The sequence below is a fragment of the Pseudomonas purpurea genome (genome assembly GCF_039908635.1).
Classification (GTDB): Bacteria; Pseudomonadota; Gammaproteobacteria; order Pseudomonadales; family Pseudomonadaceae; genus Aquipseudomonas; species Aquipseudomonas purpurea.
On record NZ_CP150918.1, the window covers coordinates 521,072 to 533,997 of the forward strand.

A 12,926-nucleotide genomic window follows, 5' to 3' on the forward strand; every position below is an offset into this window, starting at 1 on the left:
TCGAGTGCGTAGCGCTCGCCATTATGTTTTTTAGGGCTGCTGCGCAGCCCAGCGGGAGCAAGCTCCCTCGCCACAGGTTATGCATCGCTCAGTGCCTCCAGCAAAATCCGTCCGCTGGAGCAGGCAGCGGTGTCGTTGCGATAGGCGAAGTACAACTTGCCGCGTTCGCGGTCGAAGCGCAGGTGCAGTTGAACCTGATCGCCGGGACGCACCAGTTGCTGGAATTTCAGCACTTCCATGCCGGCAAACCGGGCAGGCAGATCGAGCAACTGTTGCCCCAGGTTCAGCGCCCAGTCGACCTGCACCACGCCCGGCAGCACCGGGGTCTGCGGGAAGTGACCGCTGAAGTAGGCCAGGTCCGGCGGGATCGACAGGTGTAGGTTCCATTCGCCGTCGGCCTCGGCTTGCTCCAGCACCTCGGGCGCTTGTGGGCGCGGCGCCAGCAGCAGGGCTTCGACTTCGGCTTGCGGCAACTTGCCCTGGGCGTTCAACGGCAGTTGTCGCAGCAAGCGCCAGCGCCGTGGCAGGGCGAGGGCTTCGCAATGCTGGCTCAGGTGCTGACGCAGTTCCTGGGTCAGTGTCCGTCGGCCCTGATTGCGCAGCGCATGCAGGCCTTGTTCGCTGAGCACCAGCAAGGCACCCAGCGACGCACGGTTTTCCTGCACCACGCCGAGGCGCGCTTCGGCGACCCAGTCGTGAGCCATCAACGCCTGTTCGAGCATTGGCAGCGAGATACGTTTTTCTTCCAGTTTGACGATCCGGTCCAGCCGCCCGAGCAGTTCGAAACGGCCATCGGCAGCGATGCGCGCCGCGTCGGCGGTGTGTTCGATGTGACCGCTGGGCAAGTACGGAGAAGCGATGCACAAGGCGCCGTCGCTGTCCTGAGTCAGCACGACGTCGGCAAACGGTTGCCAGAGGTTGTCGCCCTGACGCCAGGCGATGCCACCGGTTTCCGAGCTGCCGAGAATCTCGGTCGGCCACTGCGCCAAACGCTGATGCAGGCTCTGTGCGGCCTCGGCCGGCAATGCGCCGCCCGAGGAAAACACGCGGCGTACGCGGCGCATGGCCGGCCAGTCGAGGTTATCGCCCATGCGCTTGAGCAACGCGGGGCTGGCGACCCAGGCGAATTGCGGGTACTCGCGGCTGGCACGTTGCAGGTCTTCCGGGAACGCCAGTTGTTTGCGGACAAACACACGCCCGGCGCACAGCGGCCACAGCACCCGGAACAGCAGGCCGTAGATGTGTTGGGTGGCGACGCTGCCGATGATGCAGGCTTCGCCCAGGTCGGCGCCCCACAGTTGCTCCAGCGCTTGAACCTCGTTGGCCATCTGGCGCAGGGTTTTCTCGATCCGCTTGGGTTCGCCGCTGGAGCCCGAAGTGCACAGGCTCAGGCGGCATTGATCCAGGTCCAGCTCGGCGGCCGCGAGCGGCGCATGCTGGAAGTCGGCCAGGTGCGCGTCATCGGCTTGATCGGTCAGCCACAGATCGACGTGGCTCGACCAGCGCTGGCGGGTCTGGCTTTGCAGGTCGGCGGGCAGCAGCACGCTGACCCCGGCACGCCAGGCACCAAGCAGGGCAATCGCCAGTTCTGCGGCGTCTTCCAGGTGCACGGCGATGCGTGTCACACCTTGGGCTTGCAGGCCGGCGGCGAGGCGCAGGGCCTGCTCACACAGGCCGACGTGATTGAGCGCCGGGTCCGCCGTAACGGTGCGATCCGGTTGAGCCTCGAGCAACAGATGCTCAAGTGATATCCAATTCATGGGCGGCCTCGTACCCTTTGTCGTAAGAGCCATTCAATGGCAAACAGCAGACCCATCAACCCGTAGGCGATCAGGCCGTTGTACAACGTCCACCAGCTCAGCGGTGCCCAAAGGGTCAGGGCGGCGGCGAGCAAGCCGTTACAGAAGAAAAAAATACTCCAGGCAATCGTCACCTGGCGGGTGTAGCGAATGGCTTTTTCCGGCAGCTCCGGTTCGCTAAGACGCGCCAGCCGTTCGGCCACCGGCGGGCCGTATTTCAGGCTCAGGCCAAACAGCCCGAGCATGAAGCTGCTGATCAGCACCGGGTACCAGCGCAACAACAGCGGGTTATCGAACAGCGCCAGCAACAGGCAAAACCCGATGGCCGCGACCGCCATCCACAGGCTGCCGGGGCGACGCTGGCCGGTCAGTGCGCGGGCCAGCCACAGCCCGCCCAGCAGCAGGCCGAACTGCCACGGTGCAAAGTGCTCCATGCCGAAATACACCGCGAAGGGGTACAACAGGCCCGCCAGCAGCAGGCCGAGGCCGATCAAACGGCTCATGCGGCCGGCTGGACCAGACGGTAGACCGCCTCGACCACGTCGTTGACGGTGCGCACCGACTTGAATTCTTCGGCGGCGATTTTCTTGCCGGTCTGGCGTTTGATGTGGTCGATCAGGTCGACGGCATCGATGCTGTCGATTTCCAGGTCCTGGTACAGGTTGGACTCAAGGCTCACACGCTCTGGCTCCAACTCGAAGAGTTCGACCAGGGCATCGCGCAGGGTGTTGAAAATGTCGTCACGAGTTTGCATGGTCCGGTCTCAAGCTGCCTGTTTTGCAATGACGAATGCCGCAAGGCTCGCCACGTTACTGAAGTGATTGCGCGTGTCCTTGGCGTCGGCGTCGATCTTGATGCCGTACTTCTTTTGAATCGCCAGGCCCAGTTCCAGGGCGTCTACGGAGTCCAGGCCCAGGCCTTCCCCGAAGAGCGTCTGCTCGTTGCCGATGTCGTGTTCGGTGATGTCTTCGAGGCCCAGGGCATCGATGATCAGCAGTTTGATGTCCCGCTCCAGGCTAACAGTGTTCAGATCGCTCATCTTCGGCGAGCTCCTTAATGAAGTAAGTGTGCAAATAGTCGTTGAGCTTGCGCGAGGCTTGGGGTGGCGGGCCCTGCGTGGCAAAGGTGTGTGGGTCTATATCGGCCCCCACGCGAAAACTGAAGTGAACGCGTCGAAAGGGAATGCGATACCAGGGCTCGGCCTTCGTCAGGGTGCTTGGGCTGACCTTGATTACCACGGGTGTAATTATTTTGGCACCGCGCAACGCAATCGCCGCGCCACCCCGATGAAAGGCCGGCGCCTGGCCCGGTTGGGTGCGGGTGCCTTCCGGGAAAATGATCAGTGTCTGGCCCTCTTTCAGCGCCGTGGCGGCGGCATCGAGCATCTCCATGCTGCCGTCGTTGCTGATGTATTGGGTGGAGCGCACCGGGCCGCGGGTGAAGGGGTTTTCCCACAGGCTTTTCTTGACCACGCAGTTGGCGTTGCGCACCAGGCCAATGAGAAACACCACGTCGATCAGTGACGGGTGGTTGGCAACAATCATCTGGCCCGGGCGCCCGAGTTTTTCCGCGCCTTCGACGTCGTAGGTCAGCACGCCGGTGCGGGTCATGAAGCGGATAAACAGCCAGAACAACCGGCTGACGGTCCGCCGCGCCCGTTGTCGATGCGTGTGCGCGTCACCCGGCAGGCAGCTGAGCAGCGGAAAAATTACCAGCCGCAGGCACAGCCCGCTGACGCCAAACAGCGCAAAGCTCATGGCAGTGGCGAACAAGCGCCAGTAGTAGGCGTCGCGGGGTTTGCCGGTCACTGGTTGCGTTGCCAGTTCCATACTCGGTTCTTCCAGGCGTGTTGGCAGGTGGTCTGCTCACTGAGTAGCGTACGCAACAGACTCAGGGCATGGGGCCACTGGGCCTTGGGTGTCTCGGCACTGGTGCTGGTCAAGGACAGTTGCCAATCGTCGCCCGGTGTCAGCAACAACCCGACGGCGTAGGGGAACGGCACGTCATCGATCCAGGTGGCATAGGCTTCTGGCGGCTGCTCTTCGGTGACCACCAGCAACACCGCTGGCGCACCCTCATTCAGGAGCGCCGCGGCCTCTAGCATGCCGTGTTCAAGGCCGTCGCCGGTTGCGGCGAGGGCAGTCATTTCACTGGTTTCGCCGCGCATGATCGACCATAGGCCGATCACCGCGTTATGCACCGACAGGCTGAACTGGGTCGGCGACAACGGCTGTTCGGCCGCCAGGTCACTGAGGATTTCCAGGGTGCGCGGGGTTTCGCCGTGGCGTGAAATAAAGACCAACGGTAGGTGTTCGCGACCATCGGCTAACGGCCAGCCGACGCAAAACGCCATCCGCGCGAGGCGGCTGAGGCGGCGGCGCTGCATGGCCGGTAAAAAAGACACATCGGGGGCGGCATCGCTGCGGTCGGGCACGACCGGTTGTCGGCTCCAGGCCTGCCAATCGTCCACGCTTTCGAGCCCAGGGGCCCAGGCGCGCCATTGGGCGATGTTGAAGTTGATCACAGATTTATCCCGCCCCTGCGGGCTTCCTTGAGGTGGCGAACCGCGTCGAATGGCGGCTGGCACTACACGCGGCGCGATGGCCGAGTGACGCGCATTATCCCGCTGCGGCTGGCTTGTAGCAAACACTGGTTACATTTTGTGCAGCGATTTCTGCCATTTTTCAGCAAAAAAGCTGTCGTTTGGCCATTATCCAGATTCTGATAAGGCCGTCTGCCAGTGGATTCACCTGTCAGCGCAAGAAGGGCGCCACGTTTTCTCAGTGATTGCCGCTAACGGCGTAGTCCGTTCGCCATCGAGGTAGCTAACCGGCGTCATCGACTACTACACTCGGTCATTCTTTGATACACGGAGGTTTCGACATGCGGCGCGTGGTGTTCAATCAGAAAGGTGGCGTGGGCAAATCCAGTATTGCCTGCAATCTGGCGGCGGTCAGCGCCAGCGAGGGCTATCGCACCCTGCTGGTGGACCTCGATGCCCAGGCCAATTCCACTCAGTACCTGACGGGCCTGACCGGCGACGATATCCCCATGGGCATCGCCGATTTCTTCAAGCAAACCCTGTCTTCGGGACCGTTTTCGAAGAAAACCCAGGTCGACATCTACGAAACCCCGTTCGACAACCTCCACGTGGTCACCGCCACGGCGGAACTGGCGGACTTGCAGCCCAAGCTTGAGGCCAAACACAAGATCAACAAGCTGCGCAAACTGCTCGATGAGTTGGCCGAGGATTACGACCGGATCTACCTCGACACCCCGCCGGCGCTGAACTTCTATGCGGTCTCGGCGTTGATCGCGGCAGACCGGGTGTTGATCCCGTTCGACTGCGACAGCTTCTCCCGTCAGGCGCTGTACGGCCTGCTGGCAGAAATCGAAGAACTCAAGGACGACCACAACGAAGGCCTGCAAGTCGAAGGCATCGTGGTCAATCAGTTCCAGGGCCCGGGCGAGCCTGCCGCAGCAAATGCTCGACGAACTGATCAGCGAAGGCCTGCCGGTGCTGCCGGTGTACCTGGGCAGCTCGGTGCGCATGCGCGAATCGCACCAGGCCAACATGCCGCTGATCCACCTTGACCCACGGCACAAGTTGACCCGGCAATTCGTCGAGCTGCACAACCTGCTCGAAAGCGCCTGAGCGGCGGTCAAATCCCTTGGCTGCGCAACCAGCTCAGCAACTGCGGTAACGGGAAGGCGCCGCTCTGGCGTGCCACTTCCCGGCCGTTCTTGAACAGAATCAGGCTGGGAATCGAGCGAATCCCCAACTGTGCCGACAACTGCTGATTGGTCTCGCTGTCCAGCTTGGCCAAACGGCATTGACCGGCCAGTTGCTGCGCCGCTTGTTCGAACACCGGCGCGAACGATTTGCACGGCCCGCACCACTCCGCCCACACGTCCACCAGCAACGGCAGGTCGCCCTTGATCTGGCTGGCGTAGTCGCCTTGCTTCAGGTCGAACGGTTTGCTCAGCAACACCTCGGCTTTGCAGCGCCCGCACTTGGGCTGATCGCCCAGGCGTTCGGCGGGAATACGGTTGAGGCCGTTGCAATGAGGGCAGGGGATGAGAAGAGGATCGGTCATGGACGGGCTCCGGAATTCAGGCAATGCAACCAATCTGGAGCCTGCAACGTTGTTTATCAAGGTGTGCAGGGTGACTCAAGGTTGCCGGTTTTCCTGCTGGTCAAAGGTCTTCAATGTTTTCGGGGCCGCCATCCCTGACCAGTCTTGCGAGCTTCACGTTGAAAAACTGCAGCGCTTGAGGGGTGGCGGTTGTCGTCATTTCGTTGCGTAAAAACCTTATCAATCTGGACAGGGTCTGCTTTTCTTCATCCGTCATGTCCCTGACCAGATCAAACCCGTTCGAGGATAACGCGGGCGACTTTTTTCTCATGTAGTAGTAACAACCGATGTTCTCCAGAAGGGAGCTGGCATCCTCTTGTGTTGCTTCTACCGTACCCAGGTACTCACTGAAGGCCTGTTTGAGTGTAGGGCCCGGGGTGGCATGGGTTTTCAGAAAAGCGCACAGCTCTTGCCAGTTGATGATGTGCAACTGGGTGCCCCAGTCAGGGTCTCGGGTGAAATACTGTCCGGTGCCTCTGAAGTACTCAGGGAATTCGTTGTTGCTTGCTGCGATTTCGAAGCTGGTGGTCATCGGCGGTGTTCCTGTTTTGCACCTTGCTGTGGCGTTCTTGAGCTCGGTGATCGCTAGGCTCTGTACGAAAACTGCCTGCGTGTCGATCATGTTGCGTTAAAAACAGGCTCGGAATGCTCATTTACAACCCGTAAACTCCGCTTCCTCGCCTGTTTTTGCCTTGCCTGATCGCCACTCGGCGACTTTTCGTACAGTCCCTAGGACAAATACCAGGTTAAAAACGCAAAGAAACTCTTCCACCTCAACGCTGTTTCCCCCGCCAGAAACGCATCGCGTTGTGCAAGATCGAAGTCCACTACCTCGCCACTGTGTTTGTCGTATACGTAGCAACCTTCACCCTGAACGCCCGTCAGGCAGATGAAGTTTTCCGGCAGTTCCCACACCTCGTGAATGAACCCGGTGGCCATCTCTATTTCATGGCTTGGGCCACCAAGGTTGGAGAGTTCGATGTACGAAGAATTGCTCTCGTAGAAGGTGACTTGGTAGCGGAGAAAAAACGCTGCAAATTCACTGTTCACAGGAATATCGAGCCGGTTGAGTGCCTCGGTGACTGAGGCCTTGTCTACCGTGTGAATATCGCCGGTCTGCTTCTCGATAAGGCGGACCAAACGTTCAGGAATCATTTATCGGTCTGCGTTTTATCGAGCGGTGTTTTTGCGGCGGATTTTCGGCGCAGCAGGAAGATGCCAGCCTGCACGAGGTGCAAAATGACGCTCAAGAACAGGAGGAGTTTGAAGGTGGGGGAGCGGGTTGCGATGGCCGCAGCGGCCAGAATACCCATCAGCCATTTGGTGTAGAGGCCGAATGTATTGCGTTTGCTCGGTGAAGCCTGTTGCTGATCGTCCATGTTCACTGCCAGAAGTTAAAATCACTGCCGTTTCAGGGCCACGCTAGGGTACTTCATCGAGGGTGTGGCTGAAACCTGCGGGTGGCAGTCGCGAGGTCGACTGCTTAGTGTTGTTGAATGCCGAGTGGGCCAACTTTTTCCTCTAACGCCTGGACAAACACGGCCTCGGAGGTGAATGGCGATGCCTCCAGAAAGTCGATAAACCACTCCAGGTCCAGCGCGCTAAACAGGTATCGCCATTTGGGTTCTTTGGCTTCGCTGGCCGGTACGGTACAGCCACCGAGGCCATGCCCTTTACCTTCATAAAACATGAAGTAGTCATCGCTGTAGCAATAGCCGATCGACTTGGGCCATTCAGCGCTGTGGGGTTGGTGCGGGACCAGGTCCTTCTCGGCAATCATGTAATAACTTCGGACTTTGTGTTCGTGTCGCGCGGGGTTGCAGTTGGAGAGCCAGCCCAGGCAACAAGCGGCTCTGTCGGCGCTGTCCATCCAGTCCGATTGCTTTCTCTCCAGTTCCGTAAACGTACCGTCGGCACTTGCGCGGTAGAACAGCAGCCAACCGTCTCGTCCTTCGTGGACGATCAAGCAGGTACAACCATGGCCTTCGACCGTCAGTGACCAACAGCCGAAGAACTCCCGGCAGTCTTCGAATTCAACGACGTGGAACCCGGTGCGTTTAACAGCATCTTGCAGTTCGGGGTAGTTCAAACGGTGACTCCTGTCCTGTCAAAAGTGCACATCCCGCTAGCTGGCGACGCCCCGGTCACGGCCGGGTTTGAGCATCAGCAACTCGTCCCGCTCACGGTTGCGGCAGCCCTGTAAAAACGCCAGTGCCAAAGCAGGGTTTGCCCTGTAGGCGTCAAAGCAGGCCTGGTCGATTTGGTAATATTCCTCGTAATCAACCAGGCGGTTGCTGACCGGTATCGAGAGGTAAAACCGCCCCGACTCTTGTTCGATGCCCAGGGAGAAGCGTTCTACCCGGTCCACAAAAACGTCGTTGAACTTCATGGTGAGGGGGGCCTGATGGTTAGTTGAAATCAGCATCTCAGTTCTACATATTCCTTGAAGAACATGAAAAAGCTGTTTGCCAGGGTGTTTTCGATGCGTCTTTGGAAAACGTTGTAACTGACGACGGCTCCGCCCCCGGCTGAATGACAGTCCACCGCCCAACACACCTCGTCATCGTGTAAGTAGATAACCGCCAAGTGAGAGGGCAACTGGAACTCGGCTCGGCAGTAAACGGTGTTGTAGTGGATCGTGCCCCCAATGGCTATCGACGCATCATCGTCTGCGATCCCGCCGATTGCCGACTCGACAACACCGCCGCCACCGCATGTCATGAGGAATTTGATCAGGTCGTCAGGGAACCTCAGGTCGAGCAGTGTTTCAAGCGTGATGACTTCTTGACGACTGGCGGGTGGAAACCAGCATGTTTCTTCACCAGAGCCATCCAGTTGTCTGGCCAGTGCCGGGTAGTCATGCATAAGCGGTCTCCGGCCGAGTACACCGATTCAAAAGGACGGTGCCCGGTTTGGCTCGATCCTGATAAAAGCGTCATTTTCCAGGTAAAAAATGAATGCCCTGTACGCCAGGTGCAAGTCGAATGCCGGGCATTGTTCCCGTAGGTTGAGTACTACGGATTGCACATCGTCACACTGGACGACGTAGCGGTAATGGAGCTTTGAAATCGCCACCGGATTATCGTCGCCATCATAATCATCGAAGCCATCGGGGTTTTCCACAATCGCTACGCAATCGAGGCCCCAGCGGCTTTTATCCACAGGCAAATAGAGGGCTGTTTGCCAGTCCAGCGTGTCTGCGTTTGCGAGCAGAGCCGACAATGTCTTGTAGTTCATGTGTAAACGCTCCCTGAGCCAGACATCACGGGTTCCTGGTAAATACTTCTCCCGTTAGAGTGATCGCGCTGTGCTCGATCTTTACGGAGTGCAAGTTGTTGATGATGTGCCGCGGGTCATTTCCAGCCCCGAACAGGTAGTCAACGATATCAATGAACAGATAGTCCAGAATCAATGCTTCGGCGATTGCAGCGTGCTCCCGAACGAGTGTGATGAAATCCGGGTACCCAATGGCCGCCAGTTCGGGGAGGTCTTCGTAGCCTTGCTGTTGGTCATCGGTGACGCAGTCATCGATGAACGAGTTTGCTTTGCTTTCGAAGCCGGGTTGTAGATCGTTTAGATCGACGCAAAGCTCGAACGGTTTAGTCGCAAGCGTCGTGCTATGCCCAAAACCCATGCTCCTGTAGCTGACTGAGGATGAGTCGATGGCTTTTCCTTCCAAACGAAAAATCACCCGTAATTCTCCTTGAGTGGCACTGAGGCGAGCCCCTGCGTCTTTAATCGTCGGTATTTTTCAAGCTGAAGCAGAGCTTTTCCAGCTTTTTTGTTACCTGCTCAATGGCCGATGGGCTGGGCCTTTTGGTGCTGACAGCCGCGTAGATGTCGTTAAGGACCACGTCCGAGTCTTTGGGGGTGAGGTTCGAAATCAGGTTCGCCAGATTCCGGTCAGAAAAATGCTCGTATAACACGGCAAGTAACGGGAGGTAATCGGCTTCGTCAATCCCTGTGGGGTACATGCCTTTAAGTAGGTCGAGTGCACCGACGGATGACGCATGTAATTCAGGGGGCATCTTTTTACCTTGGTATCAGGCTTGATTCGATTCTGAAGTTCAATAAGTGGGGCCAGACCGGTGTTTTCGAAGTGTAAATTCGTTAATGGTCTATTTCTCGCTGTATTTGAATTTTCCGACATGCAAGAACTGTTTGTCTCTAATGGTGTTTGTTTCTAGAGTGACAGGCGCCTCATGATCATAAATCAAGACTATTGTGTCTATGGTGACTGGGTGCAAATGAGCCGGTCTGCTATTAATCGCGCTCAAAAGCGCTGTGTCATAGGAACAGCCTGTAATGGCTTCTGCCAATGAGTACGTTGGTTTGATAATGTCTATTTCAATCAAGTCATCGTCTATGAAACCCAGCGAAAACGCACGAGTGAACGCTGAGCCCAGAGAATCCCCGTCTTCGGAATAGGACGGACTCACGACTTCCTGCAGGGTTGTTATGTCCCAGTGTGTATTCGCAATCCAGATCGAGACGGTCTTGGTCACATTCATTTAACTCTCGGAGCGTCATTTGCTGTTTTGTATTCAGTCATGGTGATTACTTCTTAATCGTCCGCACCAATGGCTGGCAGATAAGGATGATTAGCTAGCGGATAGATCGTTTGATTGTTGAGGGTTTACTTGTGTTGGTTCTATATCAATGAGCCGGGTTGTCGGGCCGTCCGGCCGCAGGCGCTCTGTTACCAATGTTGGCCAGCGCTTGCGGTTTCGGAGTTTTACAACGCTATAGGTGAAGTCATGGATGCTATTCATGGGTTGGAGAAAGACCGCGCAAATCAACATGATTGCGCTGCCTAAATCCAGAAAGTTTTTTCCATCAGCGGCTTTATATTCGCTGGCGACAAAGTTCCATGTATTACGTAATACTTTTCCTGCGCTGTCAGCTATTTCTAGCTGGCCTTTAACAAAGGTATCTGACTCGCTATGGTGCCCGTTTTCATCGAACCATGGTCCGTTGTTCATGTAGGAACGCAAATACTCCCAAAAACTCTCCTGTAATTTCAGGCTTTTAGCCATCGGCAATCCAAGGCTGATCAGTAGTTGTTTTTCAGGATGGCCAAAGCATTGAACCAGCACCTCAAGAGATGCGTGACGAGTGCCGCCCGTATAAGGTCCTACCATTTCAAACTCGTAAGCAGCTGCTGCGATGCCGTCCCAGGGAGTATGGTACAAGTCGCCATCGTGCTGAAAGTAAACTTCACGGGTTCGGCGGTTGAAAAGAATCGGAGGGGGGAGAGGGCGGAATACTTCCCAAAGAAAAGGGACTATAAATAGTAATGCAGCTACAAGCGCTGTCATTAATGCAGGTTGAAGTTTTCCATCTAGTAAAACTAGAAAGGCTAGTACAGCAAACCCTAATCCACCCACACCGGCTAGTGCGCCGGTGAGCATCCCCCGATATGTCCCGTCGCTGGATGCAATTGTCAAGTAGTGTTCTTTATGTTCCTCTATATCAAATAAACTCATTGGTGGCTGACCGGTGGGTTCATATGCATGAAGGATTGCACTCGGATTATTGCCACTGAGTTTCTCAGACAGCAGAGCACGTAACTTATTCAGACTCATGGGTCAGCTCAGGTCCGCTGGAAAGCAAGCGTTCAATTTTTTGCCTTGGCAGGCATCCAAAGAACAGGAAGTCTTCGATTTAATCGTCATACAGGATGCCTTTCAGTCGAGTAGCTCTAACCATCAACCACGGTGCACATTGTCATAATCGTCCGCTTTGGGCGTCGAATGAATGCCTTTGGCTTCTTGCGTGCGGTAGTAGGTTTCGATGCTCAGGGTCGGGTCTATTCTGGCTCTCAGGATGCACGGTTGATTTTGCCACTGATATTTAAGATTACCTTTCATCATGGCGGATCTTTCGGTGCGTTCCCAGACCTGGTATTTCAAGTCGCGCCAGCGGCGTGGCGGGCGCTTGGTGAGTTTGTCATGAGCAGCGGTGGTTGGGTCGAGATGGCGGAATTGCTCAAGGATCGGTAACTCCGGCAATGGCTGGCTCACGTCCATGTAACGCTGCAAGGTGTCCCAGAAGGCCAGGCACTCTTCGCGATTCATGCCCAGCGATTGGACCTTGGCGCCCAAGAATACTTCGAAGTCGCTGTAACGGTGATGCAGCCAGATAGCCATGCAACTGCTGCCGTGAGGGCCAGGGCGAAACTCCATGGTGGTATCGAATTCGTAGAACGGTGCGGTGAAAGGTGTGCGGAAGCGGTGGGCGACGGTGAGCATGCCGGTTTGTCGATTGAACTCGCTGCCGTCGTGTACAAACACACGGAAATACAGGCCCGTTACATAGTCCCAACCGATTACGCCCATGAATACGGTAATTGCCATGGCGGCAGTACCGATGAAGTGGATATTTCCATGAGCGGGATTACCGTAGTCGGCGATAGAGGCTATCAGGCATAGGGTTACGCCTATTCCCGTCTGGATCAGGTAATACTTGATGTTCGGTTCTTTTTGGCCGGTGAACCAAATGCTCAGTCCTATCATGGCGACAGACACTAAGCTCATCAACATCAGAGCGTAGACGCCCAGATTTTTACCGTAGGCTTCTAAAAGCCTGTCAACAAAACTCCCTAGTGGGTCGGCAAGGACCATAGACCATATAAACCAAGGAATAAAGGCAAGAGATGTCCATTTAAGAAAAATGAGCAGCAGCAAAATTTTATTGAAGTTCTCAAAGCGCCAGCGTTGATGATTGATGTAAATATCATTACAGGTCGCTGAGTCAGCAACATCAACTACTTTGGCTTGGAGTTGAACATTTACATCTTGCCAGGGTTCCCGATTGGCATAGTGTCCCCAATGAAGAACAGTACGCATCCAACCAGAGCGGTTGGCATCCTCAGGCCACTTATGGGGAGGTTGCGCAGGAACCGCTCCGCTGTTGAATGCAGCGAGGCCATAATTTATGGGGGGATTTGTCGCAGCGTTCATATCTTGAAAGACCGTATTATTCTCAGCCA

At 56.4% G+C, this 12,926-nt stretch carries 19 protein-coding genes and 1 pseudogene; 1 reads left to right on the plus strand and 19 read right to left on the minus strand.

Annotated features, from left to right (window positions below; genetic code table 11):
- Positions 1-77: 77 nt before the first annotated feature.
- The 6 genes from AABM54_RS02375 to AABM54_RS02400 are packed head-to-tail and all read right to left on the minus strand — an operon-like array spanning position 78 to position 4,323.
- Complete coding sequence (locus AABM54_RS02375; protein ID WP_347903474.1) at positions 78-1,760, minus strand: AMP-binding protein; 1,683 nt, start codon at positions 1,758-1,760, stop codon at positions 78-80.
- Positions 1,757-2,302 (minus strand): hypothetical protein, encoded by a 546-nt coding sequence (locus tag AABM54_RS02380; RefSeq protein WP_347903476.1) that lies wholly within the window; start codon positions 2,300-2,302, stop codon positions 1,757-1,759. The genes AABM54_RS02375 and AABM54_RS02380 overlap by 4 nt, the downstream gene beginning before the upstream one ends.
- The gene (locus AABM54_RS02385) at positions 2,299-2,553 is read right to left on the minus strand and encodes an acyl carrier protein (protein WP_078469483.1); all 255 of its coding nucleotides are present in this window, start codon (positions 2,551-2,553) and stop codon (positions 2,299-2,301) included. The genes AABM54_RS02380 and AABM54_RS02385 overlap by 4 nt, the downstream gene beginning before the upstream one ends.
- A gap of 9 nt (positions 2,554-2,562) precedes the next feature.
- Positions 2,563-2,838: a phosphopantetheine-binding protein gene (locus AABM54_RS02390; protein WP_347903478.1), complete on the minus strand. Its 276-nt coding sequence runs from the start codon at positions 2,836-2,838 to the stop codon at positions 2,563-2,565.
- Complete coding sequence (locus tag AABM54_RS02395) at positions 2,816-3,628, minus strand: lysophospholipid acyltransferase family protein (protein ID WP_347903480.1); 813 nt, start codon at positions 3,626-3,628, stop codon at positions 2,816-2,818. Before AABM54_RS02395 ends, AABM54_RS02390 begins: the two co-directional genes overlap by 23 nt.
- The gene (locus AABM54_RS02400) at positions 3,604-4,323 is read right to left on the minus strand and encodes a beta-ketoacyl synthase chain length factor (RefSeq protein WP_347903482.1); all 720 of its coding nucleotides are present in this window, start codon (positions 4,321-4,323) and stop codon (positions 3,604-3,606) included. Before AABM54_RS02400 ends, AABM54_RS02395 begins: the two co-directional genes overlap by 25 nt.
- A gap of 359 nt (positions 4,324-4,682) precedes the next feature.
- On the opposite strand from AABM54_RS02400, the pseudogene AABM54_RS02405 reads away from it, so the two are divergent.
- Positions 4,683-5,454 (plus strand): annotated as a pseudogene (locus tag AABM54_RS02405) (ParA family protein).
- Positions 5,455-5,461: 7 nt separating this feature from the next.
- Here the strand turns inward: AABM54_RS02405 and trxC are convergent.
- From trxC to AABM54_RS02470, 13 genes are all read right to left on the minus strand, one after another.
- Entirely contained in the window at positions 5,462-5,896 is a 435-nt protein-coding gene (trxC, locus tag AABM54_RS02410; RefSeq protein ID WP_347903484.1) for a thioredoxin TrxC, read from the minus strand.
- Between the two features lie 100 nt (positions 5,897-5,996).
- The gene (locus AABM54_RS02415) at positions 5,997-6,467 is read right to left on the minus strand and encodes a hypothetical protein (RefSeq protein WP_347903486.1); all 471 of its coding nucleotides are present in this window, start codon (positions 6,465-6,467) and stop codon (positions 5,997-5,999) included.
- 197 nt (positions 6,468-6,664) lie between these two features.
- On the minus strand, positions 6,665-7,090 hold the full coding sequence (locus AABM54_RS02420) for an SMI1/KNR4 family protein (RefSeq protein ID WP_347903487.1): 426 nt from the start codon (positions 7,088-7,090) through the stop codon (positions 6,665-6,667).
- Entirely contained in the window at positions 7,087-7,314 is a 228-nt protein-coding gene (locus tag AABM54_RS02425; protein ID WP_347903489.1) for a hypothetical protein, read from the minus strand. The genes AABM54_RS02420 and AABM54_RS02425 overlap by 4 nt, the downstream gene beginning before the upstream one ends.
- 104 nt (positions 7,315-7,418) lie before the next feature.
- Positions 7,419-8,024 (minus strand): hypothetical protein, encoded by a 606-nt coding sequence (locus AABM54_RS02430; RefSeq protein WP_347903491.1) that lies wholly within the window; start codon positions 8,022-8,024, stop codon positions 7,419-7,421.
- Positions 8,025-8,060: 36 nt separating this feature from the next.
- Positions 8,061-8,324 (minus strand): hypothetical protein, encoded by a 264-nt coding sequence (locus AABM54_RS02435; RefSeq protein ID WP_347906120.1) that lies wholly within the window; start codon positions 8,322-8,324, stop codon positions 8,061-8,063.
- 29 nt (positions 8,325-8,353) lie between these two features.
- Positions 8,354-8,800, minus strand: coding sequence for an SMI1/KNR4 family protein (locus AABM54_RS02440; RefSeq protein WP_347903493.1), 447 nt, complete (start codon positions 8,798-8,800; stop codon positions 8,354-8,356).
- 27 nt (positions 8,801-8,827) lie between these two features.
- Positions 8,828-9,172: a hypothetical protein gene (locus tag AABM54_RS02445; protein WP_347903495.1), complete on the minus strand. Its 345-nt coding sequence runs from the start codon at positions 9,170-9,172 to the stop codon at positions 8,828-8,830.
- Positions 9,173-9,197: 25 nt separating this feature from the next.
- A complete protein-coding gene (locus AABM54_RS02450; protein ID WP_347903497.1) occupies positions 9,198-9,626 on the minus strand; it encodes a hypothetical protein in 429 nt (142 codons plus the stop codon).
- 43 nt (positions 9,627-9,669) lie between these two features.
- Positions 9,670-9,963, minus strand: a complete 294-nt coding sequence (locus AABM54_RS02455; protein ID WP_347903499.1) for a DUF3349 domain-containing protein — start codon at positions 9,961-9,963, stop codon at positions 9,670-9,672.
- Positions 9,964-10,053: 90 nt separating this feature from the next.
- Complete coding sequence (locus AABM54_RS02460; protein ID WP_347903501.1) at positions 10,054-10,446, minus strand: immunity 22 family protein; 393 nt, start codon at positions 10,444-10,446, stop codon at positions 10,054-10,056.
- 90 nt (positions 10,447-10,536) lie between these two features.
- Entirely contained in the window at positions 10,537-11,520 is a 984-nt protein-coding gene (locus AABM54_RS02465; RefSeq protein ID WP_347903503.1) for a DUF6708 domain-containing protein, read from the minus strand.
- 123 nt (positions 11,521-11,643) lie between these two features.
- Positions 11,644-12,897, minus strand: a complete 1,254-nt coding sequence (locus AABM54_RS02470; protein ID WP_347903505.1) for a hypothetical protein — start codon at positions 12,895-12,897, stop codon at positions 11,644-11,646.
- Positions 12,898-12,926: the final 29 nt, after the last annotated feature.

Coding starts and splice junctions, on each gene's coding strand:
- AABM54_RS02375 (WP_347903474.1), bottom strand. CDS start 1,760: ATGAATTGGATATCACTTGAGCATCTGTTGCTCGAGGCTCAACCGGAT.
- AABM54_RS02380 (WP_347903476.1), bottom strand. CDS start 2,302: ATGAGCCGTTTGATCGGCCTCGGCCTGCTGCTGGCGGGCCTGTTGTAC.
- AABM54_RS02385 (WP_078469483.1), bottom strand. CDS start 2,553: ATGCAAACTCGTGACGACATTTTCAACACCCTGCGCGATGCCCTGGTC.
- AABM54_RS02390 (WP_347903478.1), bottom strand. CDS start 2,838: ATGAGCGATCTGAACACTGTTAGCCTGGAGCGGGACATCAAACTGCTG.
- AABM54_RS02395 (WP_347903480.1), bottom strand. CDS start 3,628: ATGGAACTGGCAACGCAACCAGTGACCGGCAAACCCCGCGACGCCTAC.
- trxC (WP_347903484.1), bottom strand. CDS start 5,896: ATGACCGATCCTCTTCTCATCCCCTGCCCTCATTGCAACGGCCTCAAC.
- AABM54_RS02415 (WP_347903486.1), bottom strand. CDS start 6,467: ATGACCACCAGCTTCGAAATCGCAGCAAGCAACAACGAATTCCCTGAG.
- AABM54_RS02420 (WP_347903487.1), bottom strand. CDS start 7,090: ATGATTCCTGAACGTTTGGTCCGCCTTATCGAGAAGCAGACCGGCGAT.
- AABM54_RS02425 (WP_347903489.1), bottom strand. CDS start 7,314: ATGGACGATCAGCAACAGGCTTCACCGAGCAAACGCAATACATTCGGC.
- AABM54_RS02435 (WP_347906120.1), bottom strand. CDS start 8,324: ATGAAGTTCAACGACGTTTTTGTGGACCGGGTAGAACGCTTCTCCCTG.
- AABM54_RS02440 (WP_347903493.1), bottom strand. CDS start 8,800: ATGCATGACTACCCGGCACTGGCCAGACAACTGGATGGCTCTGGTGAA.
- AABM54_RS02445 (WP_347903495.1), bottom strand. CDS start 9,172: ATGAACTACAAGACATTGTCGGCTCTGCTCGCAAACGCAGACACGCTG.
- AABM54_RS02455 (WP_347903499.1), bottom strand. CDS start 9,963: ATGCCCCCTGAATTACATGCGTCATCCGTCGGTGCACTCGACCTACTT.
- AABM54_RS02460 (WP_347903501.1), bottom strand. CDS start 10,446: ATGAATGTGACCAAGACCGTCTCGATCTGGATTGCGAATACACACTGG.
- AABM54_RS02465 (WP_347903503.1), bottom strand. CDS start 11,520: ATGAGTCTGAATAAGTTACGTGCTCTGCTGTCTGAGAAACTCAGTGGC.
- AABM54_RS02470 (WP_347903505.1), bottom strand. CDS start 12,897: ATGAACGCTGCGACAAATCCCCCCATAAATTATGGCCTCGCTGCATTC.